The sequence below is a fragment of the Chitinophaga sp. genome, assembly GCF_035761305.1.
Classification (GTDB): domain Bacteria; phylum Bacteroidota; class Bacteroidia; order Chitinophagales; family Chitinophagaceae; genus Chitinophaga.
Window position 1 is genome coordinate 34,585 of sequence record NZ_DASTRI010000265.1, and the last position, 19,281, is coordinate 53,865.

General features: G+C 53.0%; 7 protein-coding genes. 4 read left to right on the forward strand and 3 right to left on the reverse strand.

The window, feature by feature from the left end:
* Positions 1 to 474: 474 nt before the first annotated feature.
* From VFS25_RS22250 to VFS25_RS22260, 3 genes are all read right to left on the reverse strand, one after another.
* Positions 475 to 2,493 carry an OmpA family protein gene (locus VFS25_RS22250; protein WP_326464382.1) on the reverse strand — a complete coding sequence of 673 codons (2,019 nt, stop codon included), beginning with the start codon at positions 2,491 to 2,493 and terminating at the stop codon, positions 475 to 477.
* An 18-nt stretch (positions 2,494 to 2,511) separates the two neighbouring features.
* Positions 2,512 to 3,519, reverse strand: coding sequence for a PorP/SprF family type IX secretion system membrane protein (locus VFS25_RS22255; protein WP_326464383.1), 1,008 nt, complete (start codon positions 3,517 to 3,519; stop codon positions 2,512 to 2,514).
* Positions 3,520 to 3,589: 70 nt separating this feature from the next.
* Positions 3,590 to 12,097: a gliding motility-associated C-terminal domain-containing protein gene (locus VFS25_RS22260; RefSeq protein ID WP_326464384.1), complete on the reverse strand. Its 8,508-nt coding sequence runs from the start codon at positions 12,095 to 12,097 to the stop codon at positions 3,590 to 3,592.
* Positions 12,098 to 13,068: 971 nt separating this feature from the next.
* On the opposite strand from VFS25_RS22260, the gene VFS25_RS22265 reads away from it, so the two are divergent.
* From VFS25_RS22265 to VFS25_RS22280, 4 genes are all read left to right on the forward strand, one after another.
* A complete protein-coding gene (locus VFS25_RS22265; RefSeq protein WP_326464385.1) occupies positions 13,069 to 15,630 on the forward strand; it encodes a hypothetical protein in 2,562 nt (853 codons plus the stop codon).
* A gap of 45 nt (positions 15,631 to 15,675) precedes the next feature.
* Entirely contained in the window at positions 15,676 to 16,584 is a 909-nt protein-coding gene (locus tag VFS25_RS22270; protein ID WP_326464386.1) for a transglutaminase domain-containing protein, read from the forward strand.
* Positions 16,585 to 16,660: 76 nt separating this feature from the next.
* Positions 16,661 to 18,511 (forward strand): chloride channel protein, encoded by a 1,851-nt coding sequence (locus tag VFS25_RS22275; protein WP_326464387.1) that lies wholly within the window; start codon positions 16,661 to 16,663, stop codon positions 18,509 to 18,511.
* A gap of 132 nt (positions 18,512 to 18,643) precedes the next feature.
* A complete protein-coding gene (locus VFS25_RS22280) occupies positions 18,644 to 19,246 on the forward strand; it encodes an NAD(P)H-dependent oxidoreductase (RefSeq protein WP_326464388.1) in 603 nt (200 codons plus the stop codon).
* The last annotated feature ends 35 nt before the right edge of the window (positions 19,247 to 19,281 follow it).

Here is a 19,281-nt window from a genome sequence, read left to right on the forward strand (position 1 = left end):
TTATTTCGTATGTACGAACCATTATACGTATATACATGCACGTTACCCATCCGACCGCCGGATATTTTCCTTCCACAACATTTGTTGCAACTATAAACCCGCTGCAGCAGGGCATCTGCGGGTATGGCAGTTTTATGTGTATGCAAAAAAAAATTAGCGTTTTTTTACCGGCGCCTGTAACCTTTTACAACAGCCCCCGTTTAACATACACATTTGCCCAGGGGCAAACTATACTAAACCGTTAACAGAAAAATAATTGAAAGCCCTTAATATAAACAGAAACCGTGCTTATGCTTCAGCCATTTACCCCTGCACTGATCATTTAACCTATAGTCTGTACGGTACCATATGTTAACCCAAAACCATTCCCAAAAGTGAAGAGTGATAAAAAGCCAATAGCCGGCAATGATGCCGGCTATTGCTTTTCGTGGTAGGTGTGCTGGTTATAGGATATGGTTCCAGCTACTTTCGGGATTACTGTAATTGGGGCTGAATGCGTAACACTTTAAACTCCGTACGCCTGTTCAGCTGGCGCCCGTCCGGGTTATCCTTTCCGTTAGGCATTGTGTTGGGGGCTATCGGCCTTGACTCGCCATACCCCTTGGCTACCATACGGGACACCGGAATGCCTTTGCCGGCCAGGTAATCCACACAGGATTGCGCCCTGGCCTGTGATAACTTCACGTTATATGTATCGGTACCCTTACTGTCTGTATGGGAACCCATTTCAATAATTATATTCGGGTTATCCTGCATAATAGATACTACCGTGTCCAGCACAATCAAAGACTGCGGCCGCAGGGTGGCCTTGTTAAAGTCATAATAGATGTCTTTGAGAATAATGGGCTTGCCTATCTCATAACGGTTCAGGCATACAGATGGGTTCATGAGCGAGTCGATGCTCACCAGCTGACCGGTGTTAAAATAAATCGCTTTCGAGAAATAGTTCTCCTTCTCCACCATTACCTTGTACTGCCTTTGTATATCCACATCAAAGTTGTAATGGCCGGTTTCATCTACGGTTACCTGCTGCAGCACCTTTTGCTGCACCGTATCTAACAGGGTAACGGTAGCGCCGGTAAGCGGCAGCTGCCCGTCGCAGTCCAGCACCTGGCCGCCGGCTATTTTTGCCTTCCGTTTGAAGCTGAACAGCTCCAGGCAGCATACTGACTCGCGGTCGGAGCTGAAGTAGCCGCCGTTCAGGGGGTGCTTTTTATCAACAGGGGTAAAATAAATATCATCCTTGGGCGAGTTCAGGGGAAGGCCCATGTTTTTCGGGGACGACCAGTTTCCCAGGGCGCCCTGGCTCATGAAAAAATCCAGTCCGCCCAGGCCCACGCGGCCATTGGAGCTGAAAATGAACAAACCATCCTGCACATTGTAATAAGGCGCCTGTTCATCTTCGCGGGAGTTAATGCCGGTACCCATGTTCTTGGCAGCGCCGGGCACCCCGTTTTGCAGGGGGCTGTACCAGATATCATTCATGCCCATGCCGCCGGGGCGGTTAGAGGCAAAGAACAGGTATTTACCATCTGCGGTAACAAAGGGCTGCATGGCGTTAAAACCAGGCACATTCACTTCCGGTCCCAGCACCTTTGGCTCGGACCAGCCATTGCCCTGGCGATTACTTACGTAGATGGATGCATGCTTTTCCCCGTTTTCGCGGGTCCAGCGGGTAATAAACATCCTGCTGCCATCGGCTGTAACGGTGGCTACGCCCTGGTCCATCCCTTTAACCGCCGGTATGCTCACCTTACGGCTGCTGTCAAATGCAGTACCCTGGCCTTCCGCAATAAACAGATCGTTCACATAAGGGTTTCCTTTCTTTTCCTTATCGTTACCCAGGTTCTCAGGACGGGATGAGGTAAACAGCAGGGTTTTATTATCCATAGCTACCGGCGCGTAGTTAGCGCCGCCGGTATTCACATTGCCGCCTATTTTGCCAATGGTGTAACGCGGGTTTATTTTAGCTGCCGACAATGCAAATTCACAGCACGCTATTTCCAGCGCCAGGCGGGTAGAGATGGCATCTGCGTTGGTATATGTTTGCTTGAACTGATTAAGCTGGTCCAGCGCTTCCTGGTACTTGCCGTTAGCGCGCAGGCATACGCCATACCAGAAACGGGCCAGCGGAAAGGTTGCAGGGTTATCAAAACCTACTGTTTGCGCATAGTAGGTTTCTGCATTACCAAAATCGTTATACTGCCGGTACGACTCTGCCAGCCGGTATACAATGGTTTCATAATCCCTGACCTTATTGCTCCTTTCCTTTGGAGCGGAAGTTACCCCGGCATTGATCGCATAGGGCAGCACATGCAGGGGCGGGTTCTTATAGGTGCCTAATGCCTTGCTGTAGTATTGCGCGGCGGAGTAATAGTCCTTTGCGTTGTAGTATACATCGGCGGTGCGGCGGAAATCATACACGTATTGTGCATGCGCGGCACTGATGCTGCATAGCAGGGTAATGAGCCAACAGTGTATAATTCTTTTCATCTGAGGGTATTTTAACTTTTACAGCCTTGGGCAAATAAAATATTCTTCTGACAGCACTCTTCTTTTGCGGCTTATAAATGAAAGGGAAATCTCAAAGCTGTTATTGCTGCCGGTAGTCAGCCGGTGCAGGCTGGAAACATTGGCATCATAGCTAAGTCCTAACACAAAATTCTTATAATGAAAACCGGTAAAAGGTATCACAGCATCATCAAAGCGGTAAGTGGCGCCGGCCAGCAGGTCAAACTCGGGGTTTACCGTGTACTGGCCGTAAATGCCCAGCACCTTTTCATCTGCATTTCCCTGGCGCATGTACAGGCCATGCGGGGTAATGCTCAACTGCTCCGTTAGCCTTATTTTGGTGCCGCCGTGCGCCAGGTAGCGGAGCGGGTATTTGTGATTGTCATTTGCCACAAACGGATCTTCGGGCTGTGTGAGGTGACCGGCAGAAACGCCTGCAAAAGGATTGAGGTGGTGATTGGGATTGCCATCAAAGAACAGCACACCGGCTGCTGCGTCAAAGCTGGTGGAAGATGTTTTATTCAGGCTCTCCCCGTTATACATGCTGGGATCAAAGCCCAGTACCGGGTTCCACTGGCTGCCGGTCTGGAACTTGGAGGGATCTACCTTGCGGCTGATAACGCCTGCCTGCACGCCAAACACAATGCGGGTGGTTTGGGTAGCGCCCAGCTTTACGCCGCTGTAGGAAAAGCTGGCCATAGCGTTAAAGTAATTATACCCCGCATCCCCGGCCGACATGTTCAGTACGTTCAATCCTATGCCCATGTTCTTATCCGTAGCCGCATCTACCGAAACGCCGGTGGTAGCAAAAGCTTTGCCGTAGTTGGTCCACTGGTTACGGTAGTTGGCGCTGACGCGGTAGTCGCCGTCCAGCACGCCGGTTAAGGCAGGGTTTAACCATAACGGGTAGGCATAGTATTGGGAAAAATGCGGATCTACCTGCGCCTGTGCAGCCCTGGGCAATACGGCGCTTAGCAAAAGTCCCAGAACGATTATACTTTTCCTCATAGGAAATCTTTTTAGCATGTTATAGATCCCCGTTCCGGCGTTATTCCGGAACGGGGCATGAATAATAGGTTTAACGTATCAGGGTAATATTGCCTTTCCTGTTCACCATGGTGCCATCTCTCAGCGTTGCCTTCAGGATGTACACATATACACCGGCCGGCTGCGCGCGGCCGCTCATGGAGCCGTCCCAACCCTGGCGCTGATCTTTAGACTGGAATACTTCCTGGCCCCAGTAGTTGTAAATGTGAAGCTCCATGGTGGCAATGGTGTTGCTATAAACCATCAGCACATCATTGGCGCCGTCGCCGTTGGGGCTGAACAGGTTGGGAATAAATACCTGGTTGCCTGCCGGGTTGGATGACCTGCCGGTTACAAGGGCGGATAACCCGCTGTTCTGGCAGCTGCTGTTGCCTATGGCCCTCACCTGCAAGCCTACTGCCTGGTTGGGTGAAAGTCCTGTAACCGTATGTGTGGTACCGTTAGCACCGGAGCTGGGCGGGTTAAACTCGCTGCCGTTAGTGCTCACCTCATACCCTACTGCTCCCGGAACAGGTGACCAGCTGAAGGTGATACTGTTTGCGGTGGAGTCGGTTACATGTACCACGGGGGCGGCAAGCTGCTGCAACATAGCTGCTGTTACTGCTTTGCGGGTAGTGCTGGCGCAGCCGCTGCCGGTAAACACCTCTACATAATAGGTAGCGGCGCTGTCCAGGGCCGGCGTTGTAAATTCTGCGCCGGTGTACAGCTGGGTACCGCCAGTGGCCGTGCTGTACCAGCGGAAGTTAGCGCCCGGCACAGATGGTGCCGAAGCGGTAAACGTAACCGGCAATCCGGGACATGCCGGATCCGGCACTGTTACGGTTATATCATTTGCATCCGGTGCGCCCACAGTAACGCTAACGGGCGTACGTTGCGTGCTGGCGCAGCCGCTTGCATTCACCGCTTCTACATAGTATTGCTGGTTAGCATTCAACGTACCGGTGGTAAAGTCGGGGCCCGTGGTTACAGGGCTGCCGCCGGTGACGGTCGTATACCAGCGGTAGGTGATACCTGCTGCGGGACTGGGTATACTTAATGTGGCTGTTTGGCCCGGGCATACGGTTACATTGGCGCTGGCCACTACCGGTGCGGGCGGTGTACTGTTTACCGTTACGCTTACCGGTGTACGGCTTGCGCTTACACAGCCGCCGCCGCTGGCTGCTTCCACATAGTAAGTGGTATTGGCCGTTAATGCAGGCGTAGTAAAGCTGCTGCCGGTGAACAGGGCAGCGCCGCCGGTGGCAGTGCTGTACCAGCGGTAAATAACGCCGGCCTGCGGGCCGGTTACCTTCAGTATTGCCGGCTGGCCTGCGCAGGCAGCCACTCCGCTTGCCAGCGGCGCGTCAATAGTGCTTACTACTGTAGCGGTAACGCCTGTACGTGCGGTGCTTACACAGCCTGCGTTATAGGCAGCTTCCACATAGTAGGTGGTAGTGCCTGACAGGGCAGGTGTGGTATAACTGGTGCCAATAGCCAGCAGCGCCCCGTTGGCCGGCTGGTCATACCAGCGGTAGGTAACTGCCGGATCGGGATTAAGAATGCTGAAGGCGGCAGTGCCGTTTATACAGGTAATTACATTATTGGATGCCACTGCAGGCGCCGCCGGCGCGCTGCCTGCCTGTACGCTTACCCTGGTGCGGGTAGCGCTTACGCATTTGTTATTTAATACAGATTGTACATAATAATTCCTGCTGGTGGTTACACCGGCTACGGTAAATACAGGACCGGTATACACAAGGGCGCCGCCGGTGGCTGCATCAAACCACTGGTAGGTAAAGCCGGGCAGCGGGTTCTGAACAATCAGCACTGCATCCTGGCCGCTGCAGACTTTTACCGTATCTGCCACTACTACAGGCGGTGTGGTATTGTCAGCTACTGTTATAATGTACACCTGGTTAGTGTCTTTTGTGCCGCCAGGCAGGGTAGCTTCTACCAGGTAAGTGATATTGGCATTCAGCACCGGTGTGGTAAAGGTGGTACCGGTAAATACCAGGCTGTTGTTGGCGGTATTGTACCAGCGGTAGATAGCGCCTGTTTGCGGACTTGCCACATCCAGCGTAAGGCTGCTGCCGGTGCAGACCGTAATGTAAGTGGTGTCGCCGGGGGTACCGCCGCCATTGCCGGCTTTAACCGTTACCTTAGTGCGGGCAGCGCTTTCGCAGCTGCCGGTGGCGGCCGCTACGTAATAGTTTACACTATCCATGGCAAGCGGCGGCGTAATAAAGCTGGCGCCGGTAGCAATGGGCGTACCGCCGGTAGCAGTGCTGTACCATTTATAGGTAATGCCACTTTGCGGATTGGCAATGCTAAAGGTAACCGTGCCGCCCAGGTTGGCGCTTTGTATGCTGGTTACCACTGCCGGCGGCTGCAGGTTGCTTATTACCACTACATTATACACCTGTACCGTGTCGAGCGTACCGCCTGACAAGGCAGCAACTACCCGGTAGCTGGCGTTTGCATTCAGCACCGGGGTATTGAAGCTGGTGCCGGTGCCCACCTGGCTGTTATTGGCGGTATTATACCAGTGGTAGGTAGCGCCGGTAACCGGGGTGGTTACTGTAAGCGTTGTGCCGGTGCCGCTACAGATGGTAACGGTGGTAGTATCTGCCCCGGGGCTGCCGCAACTGCGGGCATGTACGGTAACGGGCACACGTACCCGGTTGGCGCAGCCGTTGCGGCTGGTTTCAATATAGTAGGTAGTGCTGGCCTGGTTAAGCGCAGGCGTATTAAAGGCGCCACCCATAGCCAGCGGCGTACCGCCGGCAGCAGAGCCGTACCATTTAACGGTTACGCCCGTGGTATCTGTAGCTACCAGGTGCGCGCTGCTGCCCAGGCATACGGTAAGTGAGTCTGTATCTGCACTGGGTTTGGCAGGCACCAGCTGCTGCTGCGCACTATATATTTCCAGGGTGCTCAGGGCGGTTAATACCCCGCCCAGGCTTACATATACGGCATCATAATTTACCGGTGCGGCAAAGGTGGCGGCAAATACGTTGCCGTTCACGAGGGTCAGGTTCAGCACGCCCAGTCCGCCGTTCAGGAACAGCGGGTTGCCTGCGGCGCTGCCGTTGCTGTACATCTGTACCCTTACGCCACCCAGCAGCTGCGCATCTGTAAGGCCGGTTGGCAGACTAAGAATAAGGCGAATGCTGTCGCCGGCCAGGCCGGGATGCTGGAAGTTCAGCACCTGCCCGATATAGCCTACACCTATGCTGGCACGTACCTGTGAAGCAGTAGTGGAGTCCCCATCTACCGCGTTGGCGGCATTGGTTACACCGCACAGCAGGCAAATGCTGAGAGGATCAGTATAAACCGGGCTTTGTGTAGCATTGGCCATGCTACAGGGTACACCGGAGCTGCCGCTCAACCGGAGGGTAGCCACGCCGCGGGCGCTGCTTACGCAGGAGCCTGTGCCGGCGGCTACATAGTATTTTGCGCTATCGCCGGTCAGCGGCGGGGTAGTAAAGCTTACGCCGGTGGCCAGCGGAGTGCCGCCGGTAGGCGTGCTGTACCAGGTGTAGGTTACGCCCCCCAGGGAATTAGCCACCGTAAACGTAGCCGTGCCGCCGGATGTGGTAAATGCTTCGCCAACCAGCAGTACAGGTGTGGCCAGGCTATCTTCCACATTAATGTCGTACACACGGATGGTATCACGAACACCGCCGCTAAAGGCAGCTTCCAGGCGGTACATTACATCTGCATTCAGGGCAGGGGTGGTAAAGCTGGTGCCGGTAAACACCAGGCTATTGTTAGCAGCATTATACCACTGATAGGTAGCGCCTGCCTGCACGCTGTCAACCGTGAGGGTGATGCGGGAGCCACCACATACGGTAATGGCGGCGGTATCGCTTACATTACCGCCGTTGCAGCGGTCAGATATATACACGCTGCCACCGGTACGGCTGCTGCTGGTGCAGGTGGCCCTGCTGGCCGCTACATAATAATGCAGGGTGTCAACGCCGGTAGCGGCGGGCACTATGCTAAGGGTAGCGCCGGTATCTACCTGGCTGCCGCCGGTGGGCGCATCGTACCAGGTATAGGTAACGCCTGCCTGCGGGTTAAGCACCGACAGGGCAGCGGTTTGCCCTACGCATATGCTGGTGGCAGCGGCAGTAAGCTGCGGCGCTGCCGGTTGTGCTACTGCCTTTACGGTAACGGGTATACGTGTTGTATTGGAGCAGCCGTTGCGGCCGGTGCCTATGTAGTAGGTGGTGGAGGCCTGGTTAAGTGCCGGGGTAGTAAAGGTGCCGCCGGTAGACAGCGCAGCACCGCCGGTGGGCGCCGCATACCAGCTAACAATTACGCCGGTTGTATCTGTTGCTACAAGCCGCGCGCTGCTGCCCAGGCAAACCGTTAACGAGTCGGTATCAGCGCTGGGTTTAGCCGGCAGTATTACCTGCTCTGCATTGTACAAATCCAGGGTGGTGATGGCCGACAATACGCCGCCCAGGCTTACCATTACGGCATTGTAGGTACCTGCTGCCGGTATGGTGGCCATAAACTTGTTGCCATTCAGCAGCTGCAGGTTTGCTATATTCAAAACATTGTTCAGGATTACAGGGTCGCCAACCGGGTTGCCGTTATTGTAAAGCTGCACCTGTACGCCGCCCAGCACCTGCGCATCTGTAAGGCCGCCGGGCAGGCCCAGTACCAGGCGCAGGCTGTCGCCGGCCATGCCGGATTGCTGGAAGTGCAGCATCTGGCCAATGTAGCCAATACCTATATTAGAGCGTATATGCGATGCCGTAGCAGTATCGCCGTCAATAGCATTACCCGGTTCAGAAACGCCGCACAGCAGGCAAATACTGATAGGCGCTGTGTAAACAGGGCTTTCCTGGGTATTGGCATATGTACAGGGCAGTCCGCCGGGCGCATTTACCAGCTGTATAACCGCTTGTGTGCGGGTACGGCTGGCCTGGTTGGAGGCGTTCACCGCCTCTGCATATATATTGCCGTTAGCCGTAACAGCCGGGGTGGTATAAATGGTATCTGTAGCCAGCACCGTACCGCCGGTAGCTACGTTATACCAGCGATAGGTAAGCGTTGGATCAGGATTGGCAATACGGAAGGTGGCGGTTTGGCCGGTGCTTACATAAGCAGTGTCCGGGATAATATCCGGCGCTGCCGGCAGGGCGGATATAGTAACGTAAACGGGGGTACGCCTGCTGGTACAGCCGCTGGAATCGGCCTGCACATAGAAAACAGCATTGGAGTCCAGCGCCGGTGTAGTGAACTGTACGCCGGTATCAACGGCAGCGCCGCCGGTTTCGGCAGTAAACCAATTATAAATATAGCCTGCATGGGGGCCGATTACATTAAAAGTAGCTGTGGTGCCCTTGTCTATTGTGGTATCGGCAGGTGTTACAGCCACTGCGGGCAGGCCAAGCATTACCTGTACCGGCGTGCGGGTATTGCTGCCGCAGGCATTAGGGCCGGTAGACACTGCCTCTACATAGAAAGTCGTATCTGAAGTAATGTTTGCAGGCGTAAATGTAGCGCCGGTAAACAGCAGGTTGCCGCCGGTATAGGCATCATACCAGCGGAAGGTAGCGCCGGCAGGGGTAACTGCCTTTAAAACGGCGCTGCCGCCGGGGCACACTCTTACCACGCTGTCCTGCACACCGGCGCCAGGAGCGGTATATTTAGCATAGTAAATATTAAGGGTTGTTATGGCTGCCAGCACTGCGTTAAAATCAACCCGCGCACTGTCAAATGCAACACCAGGCGCAAACACCAGCTCTCCATGGGCAGTATCATTCAGCAGGCGCAGATCCAGCAGGTTGGGATCATTGTATTGCGCTACCTGGGTGGCGCCGTTATACAGGGTAACGGTTAAGCCGGCCAGCGCACCAAGATCCAGCAGACCGGTAGGATTGCCAATGCCTATACGCAGCGTATCTGCCGCGCCGCTTAATGCAGGGAAACCGAAGCTTTGGTAAACGCTGCCCAGCACACCCAGGCTGATACGCAGCTGGGAAGCGGTGTTTATATCACCGTCTATAGCCAGCAGCGGATTTGTTACGCCGCACAGTATGCATACGCCGGTGGTGCTGTTGGATTGCGCATCTGCCGCACCGCAGTCAAGGCTGTTCGTCACTTTTACATATACCGGCACCGCGGTGCGTATGAGGCTGTGTAAACCGTCAGACGGCGAAAAGGCTTCTACATAATATACTTTATTATCCAGCAGGTCGGGGGTAGTAAAGTCAGCGCCGGTATATACCGGTGTGCCGCCTTCAGGCGTTTCGTACCAGCTGAAAGTAGCGTCGGGTATGCGCGGAATGCCGGCCGTAAAGCTGGCCGGGTTGCCTATTTCCACGGTATCGGATGCAGGGTTTACCCTGGTCACCTGCACAGGCATCATGGCAGCCGCCTCATATACATCCAGCCCGTCTGACAGGCCGATGGCAGAGGTAAGATCAATACGCGCACCATCAAAAGGTTGTGTGGCAGGGAATGATACGCGGAATTTATTGACACCGCCGTTTATGCCCAGCAGGTCCACTTTAACGAGTGAATTATCCAGGGTAGCAGCATCCCCGTTAGGGGTGTTTCCGTTAAAGGTTTGTACCCGCAGCCCGTTGAGCAGGTTGGCGGTAGCCAGCGGATCGCTGGTGGTGCCCAGGAAAAACACCACGCTGTCGCCTGCCTGGTATTCGGCCGGGAAGCGGATATACTGGCCTACATAGGTGGCTACGCCTAACGGCAGCACCAGGTGGGAAGCGGTAGTGGTATCTTCATCCACAGCCAGACCGGGATTTGTTACGGTACATAATGCACATGCAATGCCGCCGGTTACAGGACTTTGCTGGTCAACACCATAGGTCCATAACGGCCCGGTGCCGCCGGACACTGTAACCTGCACGGCTGTACGTTCAAAACTGGTTTTACCATCCGGGTCCACTCCTTCTACATAATAAGTAGCATTACGGGTAAGCGGCGGCGTGGTAAATGTACCGGTAGCCAGCGGCGTACCACCCGTGGGTGAGGCATACCAGTTATAGGTAGCGCCTGCAATACGGGAAGAAGGCGTTAAGGTAGCCGTTTGATTATATGTTACAGCAGCGGGCGACGGGGTAACGGTTACCGGCACCATGGCTACTGCTTCATACAAGCGCAGGGGCTCTGTAAGCGCAAGGGCCACTGCGGGCTGCAGGGTTACCTGCACGGCATCGGCAGTATTTTGTAATGGCAGGGCTACCCTGAATTTGCGGTTGCTGCCTACAAGGCCCAGCAGATCTACCTGTGCAAGGGAATTATCCAGGGTGGTAGCATCGTCATTGGCTACCGCGGGACCCAGGATGGCATCATGATACGTTTGTACAGTAATGCCCGACAGCAGCTGGGTTGTGAGCAGGTTTTCGGATGTTTCCATTATCAGCACCAGGCTGTCTCCGGCATAGTACACGCCCGGGAATATAACCCGCTGGCCCAGGGCGCCTAATACGCCTACCGGTATAGAAAAGGCGGATGCAGTAGTAGTGTCGCCATCCACTGCCTGTGCGGGGTTGTTCACTGCGCAAAGGGCGCAGGCTACCCCGGAGGTAATGGGGCTTTGCTGTGCATCGCCATAGGTCCATATAGGACCAGGCGCGCCGGACACTCTAACGTTAACGGGAGTACGTATAAAACTGGTGAGATTATCGGGTGTGGTAGCTTCCACGTAATAGTTAGTGGGTTGTGTTACTGCCGGCGTGTTAAAAGCAGCGCCGGTGTACACTGCGGCGCCGCCTGTGGGCTGCGTGTACCATTTAAAGGTAGCGCCGGACAGGCGGATGGATGCGTTGAAGGCAGCGCTTTGGCCGGACACCACTACTGTGCTATCGGGGTTTACGGTTACCGGCACCATGGCAACGGCATCGTATATTCTTAAAGATCCTAAGGCAGCCAGCGTGGCGCCGGTAGTAATTTGCACGGCATTAAAAGCATTGGCTGCCGGAAAAACTGCGCGGAACTTACTGCCGCCCAGGCCCAATACGCTTAGCCCTGTAAGGGAACCGTTCAGGGTAGCGGCATCAGCGTTAAGTGTGCCGTTATTCAGCGTTTGCACGGTAATGCCGGTTAACAGGCTGGCGCTGAGCAGCTGCCCGGGCACTTCCAGGTCCAGCGCAATGTAGTCGCCCGCCTGGTAGCTGCCGGGAAAAGTAAGCTGCTGCGTTACTGTACCGCCCACGCCTACCAGCGTTACCAGTGAAGAATAAGTGGTGGTATCATCATCCACTGCAAGGCCGGCGTTTGTAACGCCGCAGCCCAGGCACAGGCCGTTCACAGTGCTGGACTGCGAAGCAGCAAAGGACCATAAGGAACCCGGCGCGGCGCCAAGCCCCCATAAGGTTATGCCTTCCTGTTCTTTTGCAACAGGTGCGTCCGGATGCTGCAACAGGTAAGCATGCAGCCACCCGGTATAGGTATTGCCCGCAGGCGTTGCTTTCACAGGATGTTTGGCAAAGGCGGCTGCTGCCCAGGTGAGCAATATGCAGGAGATTACAGCAGCAATAAAAGCCCGTAAAGAACCTTTAGGAGTAACATTCAGATACATAGAAGGTAATTAGTTTGTGTTGATACTTATTAATGCATTTTGGTTTTACATAGTGTTACTATGCATCTAAACTCTGGATAGGCTATGAACGTGGAGAAGTGTTTAAGAAATGTTGGTATAGTAACGTTAAAGACGTTTATATCACGCAAACGAAAGTACGCTGCAGGCGGGTATTCAGGAAATCCATTTCATTCACCGCGAAACAGCAGGTCAAAGTCATTCATTCAATAATCGTTTATTCATTTTGTTCATTTCATACTGAAGGCAGCGGAAGGAAGCGGGAAACTGTAGGGTGTAGGAATGAATGGAGGCCGCTGACTGAGCGGCAGAAGCGGGCAGGATTATAAAGGGAAAGATAGCAGGAGAATGCGCTAAGCCGGGGGCAGCAAAGCCACGATTGACTACATGGTGAAAAAGATGTAGGGGTTTATGCAGGGGGGAGTAGTTGCGCAGCAATGGCGCAGCAATAGCTCCCCCGGGAAAACCCGGTTTTTCCGCAGTTACACCGCAGTAGCACAGGAGAAAAAGGGCTGTTCCAGGAGGGGCGCATACCGGTTGCGCTGCAATAAAACAGCAATAGCACAGCCTTGTTAACCTGCTGCAGCTGCCCGCGCTTTTCGGCAAACGGTTACAGTTACCGGATTTTTAGCGGAGGATGGTGTATACCGTTCTTTTAAAATTTTTATCTGCATATCTACTATAAAAATTGCCGCGCTGCAATTTGTACAGGGCATCGATTGCAGCAAATCATCTTCCCTAATTTCACTTAACTATCATCTTCTTAGATATAAAAAAAATTTTACCAATGCGTCCGCTACCACCCTACAGTTAAACATCATGATATATATAATATTTGTACATTTTGAATAAATACACCATCAATTTTACAAATCCAAAATCTAAAATGTGTATTTCATACGTAATTATCTCTTGAACTTAATCGATCACCTAAAATCCGTGTACCCCCCTCTATGATAGATCTATCCTATGATTTTATCATAGCGCTGCAGAAAGAAGTGCTGTGTAGATTTGGCGTTGAGGTAATGTTACCGGGAGATTGTAAACATCTCTCTCAATCCATATTAGACGCCACCACCAAGCTGGTTAGTGAAACCACCCTTAAACGCGTATTTGGCTTTGCAGTGGCCCAGCATAGCTTTTCGCGTTATACGCTCAATACCTTATCGCAATACTGCCGGTATAAAGACTGGGAGGATTTTCAGTCGCAGCATTACAAGCAGCTGAGCGGCGATATAGCTGTTGACAACAATAAATGGTCCGACCTGAGGAACAAGGCCGACGCTGTTTCCCATTACACCATTCTTACTTTAAAGAACCGTTCCGGCATACCGTTCAATCATACGGTACCGCGGCAGTACTGCACCGCGCATATTGAACGTTTTCTCGAAGGCGACTATGCCGCTACTGCTTTTATTGCCCCGGCAGGGTGGGGAAAGTCCGTTACCATGGTGCACCTGGCAGAACATTTCTGGTTTGGAAAAGAAGCCCGTTATAAAAAAGATATTTGCTGGTTCATACATGCGCATGCCGCCGGCAGCCTGCTGCTGAAAGGCTTTTCCCTATCCGCCTGGCTGGATAACCAGCTGAACCTGGGCAGCGGTGAGAATTTCCGCGAATACTTTACCCACCACCTCGATAAAAAAGGCGGGCGCCTGGTGCTGATCATAGACGGGTTTGACGAAATAGCCGTGGCGGGCGATAAGCTACGCCTTATATACACGAAACTGGAAGATTTTGTGTACTCCAATGACCTGTTTCCCTGGGTGAAAGTGATCCTTTCCATCCGCAGCAATACCTGGGCAGAAATATTCCAGCACTCCGTACAATACCCCGCTTTCCGCCGGTACTGGTACCTGGGCGCTGAAATGGATGAGGAAAACAATACCAACCTGCCGCTGCTTACTGAACAGGAGGTAAAATCAGTATTGTACAACCACCAGTTTAACCCGGCCACGGTACGCACTTTCAGCGAGTTTTTCCTGAAAAAGCTGCGCTATCCCTATTACCTGCAGCTGTTTTGCCAGCTAAACACCGGGCCGGACCAGCCTTTTCCAAACGAGCACCTTAGCCTGCTGGAAATTGCATCGCGGTTTGTACAGCAGCGGGTGTTCAATTCCCAGAGCAACTCCTTTAAAATAAAAGTGATTGAACGGATGCTGCTGTTGCTGAACTATGGCCGCAGCGGCCGGTATGCAGACAAGCAACAGCTGCTGCATGAGCACCAGGAGCTGTTTCCGGCCTATAAGGAGCTGCTGGCAGATAATGTGCTCACAGAGGAGAACCATTGCCAGGAAATTATGTTCAGGGTAAAGGTGCGCTTTGCACACAACTTTTTGCTGGAGTACTTTACCGCCATGCACTTTTTACAGGAGGCCGGGCAGCAGCTCTCCGGCGCCATGCTGCAACAGGTAATGAACGCCCTGCCGCCTGCCGCCTACCGGGCCGGCGTGCTTAAATGGCTGCTGCGGTATGCCATTCAGCACCGTATAGCCGCCGGTGTGCATGAAATATGCGGCCTGCCACTTTCCAACCGGGAAAAATCGGCGCTGCTGGAATACCTGGTGCTGCACTACCAGCAGGGGAACGGCCGGCTGCCGGCGCTAAAACAGGCTTTCCCGCCCGGCTACTTCAGGAAATATCCCATCAGCAGCTTTATCAGCGACGACTTTCTTCATCCCGGCAAACGCCGGGTGCTGGAGGCCCTGCTTACCCTGGCCGAAACACCGGAAGACCGGCTGCAGATGCGCAGCATCCTGTTCCGCCTGGCGCTGCTGCAGCTGGACGCAGAACAGTGCGAGCTGGAGCTGAACAATATTAAAAAAATCTGCAGCAGGGAGCTGCCGGATGCAGGTGTATGGATAAACCCCTATGAAATACACCTGTTCATTTACGAATACCTGAAGTTTGGAATAGTGAATGAAGGCATCCGCGAAAAAATATACCTGTATGCCCGCTACCTGGAGGGCAGCAACCGGGAGCCCATTCCCCTGGCAGGAACCATTGTGTACCGTAATATGGGGCTGGCACTGCTGCTGCTGGAGGATTATCTGCACCTGGCCAGCTTCACCAAATGCCTGTTTGCCCATTATCCCCACCTGCTTTACCGCACGGCTGACGGCCTGCGCCAAAACCTGCTTTGCTGCCAGGCATACGCCCTGCAGCAGCTGGGACAAACAGCAGATGCCGCCCGCATATGCCGGCACCTGGAGCTGGTGCAGCGCAAAAACGCCATGGAGCAGTACAGCGCCCCACCCCTGGAAACGCTGCAAAAAATTATCACCGCCCGGGTGTACTACGACAAAAAGGAATATAACAAAGCCCTGCGGGCTGCAGAAAATGCCATGGAAACATCCCAGAAGCAGGACCTTAAACTACTGATGCTCATGAACATACCCGGGCTGCACAAAATTTACCAGCAGCTGCAAATGGAAAAACAGCTGTTTCAGCTCCGGCAGCAGCTGGAACTTATACAAAAAAGCACTTCCTTTAAACAAACGGCCCGGTTATGGTAAAGAGGTAGAATGATTACATTTGTAACTTACATTTTACCTCAATGAATGGCGTTAGATGAAAGCAGATACACCGGGCTGCAACAGTTCCTGCTCAATTTACTGAGCTTGCTTACTGTGCTGCCCCTGGCCCCGTACCTGAACCGGTACCTGCCGCAGATAGTGGCAGGGGGCTGGCACCTGGACATGATGGTGTCCATCCTTATTGCTATTTTATTTACCCGCCTGCTGCTATGGATATTTAAACCGCTGATAGTGCCGGTTTTTATGCTGGTATGCGGGGTGCTGGCCGTTAACTACTTTACCGGCAGCTATACTTTTTTCAATGTGCTGAATGATTACAAGGGCGTGGTGCAGGGCAACTGGGGCGCCAAAGACAGCAAGCAGCTGGATATTTTAAGCCTGTATCCCCGGCGCGTTGAAACCTACCGCGATAAAACCGTGCGGGGCATCAGGGAAAAAATAAATTTCCAGGATTCTGTTGTACGCAATTTTTCCGTGCGGCACTCGCTGGAAAATTTTGACGAGTACTTTCCCAAGTATGGAAAAGCGGTACGCTTTCTTTCCCTTTTCCATTACATTAACTCCCATTTCAAATATGTGCTGGACAGCCGGCGCGATGAATATTTCGCCACACCCCGGGAAACCATTTTAAACGGCCTGGGAGGGGATTGTGACGATCACTCCATACTAATGGCCTCCTGCCTGCAATCTATCGGCGCGCGCTGCCGCATTGTGCTGGTGCAGGGGCATGCGTACCCGGAGCTGTACTGCGGCACCAAGGAAGATTTTGAGGCTATGAAGCAGGCAGTGGTAACGCTTTTTCCGCATCCGCCCGTAAAGGAGATCTACTATCACGAAATGAAAGGCATTTACTGGATAAACCTGGATTATACAGCCCGGCATCCCGGCGGAAGGTACATGAATGATAAAGTGTACGCACTCATAGAATTATAACGCCGGCCGGCCGCAATACGCTACGCATCTATAATCCGGCCTCCCGGAACATGCCATACTTTATTACATTTGCGCCATGAGCCAATACAGCCGTTTAAAAAAATACCATAGCTTTTTCAGATTTAAACACGATTTTGAACAGTATAGCCTTAAAAAAGCCAGGAGCTACGAAATAATTATCCATTGGCTGCATAGTAAAATGAACCGGACCCAGTTCCTGATGCTGTCCGGTATATTGGTAGGCACAGCGGCTGGTTTGGGAGGGGTGATACTGAAAATGCTGGTGCATTATATTCACTATGTTATTACCTATAAGGTGCACTTCAGCACGCAGGTGATCTTCTACATCCTGTTTCCCTTCCTGGGTATTGTACTTACCGTGCTCATCGTGATCTGGTTCTTCAAGGGCGAGTCGCGCAAGGGCATACCGGCTATTTTGTACGAGATAGCGCAAAACAGCAGCCTGGTGCCCCGTATAAAAATGTATTCACAGATCCTGCAAAGCGCCGTTACAGTAGGTTTAGGCGGCTCTGCGGGGCTGGAGAGCCCCATAGCGGTTACCGGCGCGGCCATAGGCTCTAACTACGCGCGCACTTACCATTTGGGATATAAGGAAAGAACGCTGCTGCTGGCGGCCGGAGCTACAGCCGGTATAGCAGCAGCCTTTAACGCGCCTATTGCGGGTATGATGTTCGCCTTTGAGATATTGCTTACCGGCGTGGTGTTCTCCGACTTTATTCCCCTGATACTGGCGGCGGTATGCGGCAGCCTGCTATCCAAGGTTATCCTGCAGGAGGATGTGCTGTTCCACTTCCAGTCGCGCCAGCCCTTTAACTACCACAACCTGCCCTACTATATTATGCTGGCTATTTTATGCGGGCTGTACGCCCGCTATTTTGTGATTATTTCACAGCGGGTTGAGCATTTTTTTCACGGGCTGCGATGGGGCAAGCTGCAAAAGGCCATGCTGGGAGGCGTAATCATATCGCTGCTGTGCGTAATTATGCCCCCGCTGTTTGGCGAAGGCTACCAGTCGGTAAAGCTGCTGGTGAACGGCGATGCAGGCAATATTATAGAACACAGCCTTTTACGCCACCTGCCGTTGCAAAACTGGATCATTATCGTGTTTGCCGGCAGCGTATGCCTGCTGAAAGTATTTGCTACCGCTGTTACCATTCAAAGCGGCGGCAACGGCGGTAATTTTGCCCCTTCCCTGTTTGCAGGCGGTTTCCTGGGATATTTCTTCGCCATGGTATGCCAGCAGGCTGGTATGAACGATGTGCCGGTGGTGAACCTGGTAATTGTGGGCATGGCCGGCGTAATGAGCGGGGTGCTGTATGCGCCGCTGACCGCTATTTTCCTGATAGCGGAGTCCAGCTCCGGCTACGACCTGTTTATACCACTGATGCTGGTGTCTACCATCTCTTTCCTGATTGGCAAATGGTTCTCTCCCATTTCCCCCGACCTGAAAGAGCTGGCGGCAGCCGGTAAGATATTTACGCGGGAACATGACCGCAACATTTTATCTATGCTAAAGATCGAGAACCTGATAGAAACGGATGTGCAGCAGATAAACATTGACGCCTCCCTGCGCCAGCTGGTAGAGCTGGTAAAGCAGGGACGGCGGAACATGGTGGCGGTGGTAAACCATCAGCAGTTCCTGGAAGGTATTATTACACTGGAAGATATACGGCCGATCATGTTTAACCCCGCCCTGTATGATACCGTGGGCGTAAAAGAGCTGATGAAAGCGCCCCCGGCCGTTATACACCCCGAAGACAGCGCTGCTTTTGTAATGCAAAAGCTGGATGAAACCCATGTATGGAACCTGCCGGTAGTAGGGCATAACCGCCTGCTGGGCTTTATATCCAAATCCGGCATCCTGAACCGGTACCGGCAGTTGCTGCAGGAGTATTCCAATGATTAATTAATAATGAAGAATGAATAATTAATAATAGAGGCGGGGTGTACTTGAGGCTGTGTGTGACACAGCATTTTGCCGCACACTTCCATTTATTATTAATTATTCATTCTTCATTATTAATTATTAAATTATTGCATGGCCAGAATATTGATCCTCTTTGCGCACCCCGCGCTGGAAAAATCGCGTATACATGCCGGCTTGCTAAAAAACATTAAAGGGCTGCAGGGCGTTACCCTTAACGACCTGTATGAAGAGTACCCCGATCTGAATATAGATGCCGACCGGGAGCAGGCGCTTTTGCTGCAGCACGACATCATACTTTTCCAGCACCCCTTTTACTGGTACAGCTCACCGGCTATTATTAAGCAATGGCAGGATCTTGTGCTGGAGCACGGATGGGCCTACGGGCGCATCGGCAAAGCGCTGAGCGGCAAATACCTGGGCAATGTGATCAGCACCGGCGGCGGACAGCAGGCCTATACGCCGGGCGGGCATCATGGCTATACTATAAAAGATTTTCTGCTGCCGTTCCGGCAAACAGCCCGCCTTTGCAACATGACCTACCTGCCGCCGTTTGTGATACACGGCACCCACCGCATGAAACGTGCAGACGTACCTTTTTGCTGTATGAGGTACCGCGAAATGCTGGAAGCATTACGCGATGAAAAATTCACACCGGATGTGCTGAATAAGGCGGTGTACCTGAATGAGCTAACAGCCGGCGAAACCGGCGGTTAAAGGCTTTACGCGGCAGCGGCCCGTAGCTGAAGCTT

Excerpts from the sequence above, each read along its gene's own strand:
- VFS25_RS22250 (WP_326464382.1), bottom strand. The coding sequence starts at position 2,493 with ATGAAAAGAATTATACACTGTTGGCTCATTACCCTGCTATGCAGCATC.
- VFS25_RS22255 (WP_326464383.1), bottom strand. The coding sequence starts at position 3,519 with ATGAGGAAAAGTATAATCGTTCTGGGACTTTTGCTAAGCGCCGTATTG.
- VFS25_RS22260 (WP_326464384.1), bottom strand. The coding sequence starts at position 12,097 with ATGTATCTGAATGTTACTCCTAAAGGTTCTTTACGGGCTTTTATTGCT.
- VFS25_RS22265 (WP_326464385.1), top strand. The coding sequence starts at position 13,069 with ATGATAGATCTATCCTATGATTTTATCATAGCGCTGCAGAAAGAAGTG.
- VFS25_RS22270 (WP_326464386.1), top strand. The coding sequence starts at position 15,676 with ATGGCGTTAGATGAAAGCAGATACACCGGGCTGCAACAGTTCCTGCTC.
- VFS25_RS22275 (WP_326464387.1), top strand. The coding sequence starts at position 16,661 with ATGAGCCAATACAGCCGTTTAAAAAAATACCATAGCTTTTTCAGATTT.
- VFS25_RS22280 (WP_326464388.1), top strand. The coding sequence starts at position 18,644 with ATGGCCAGAATATTGATCCTCTTTGCGCACCCCGCGCTGGAAAAATCG.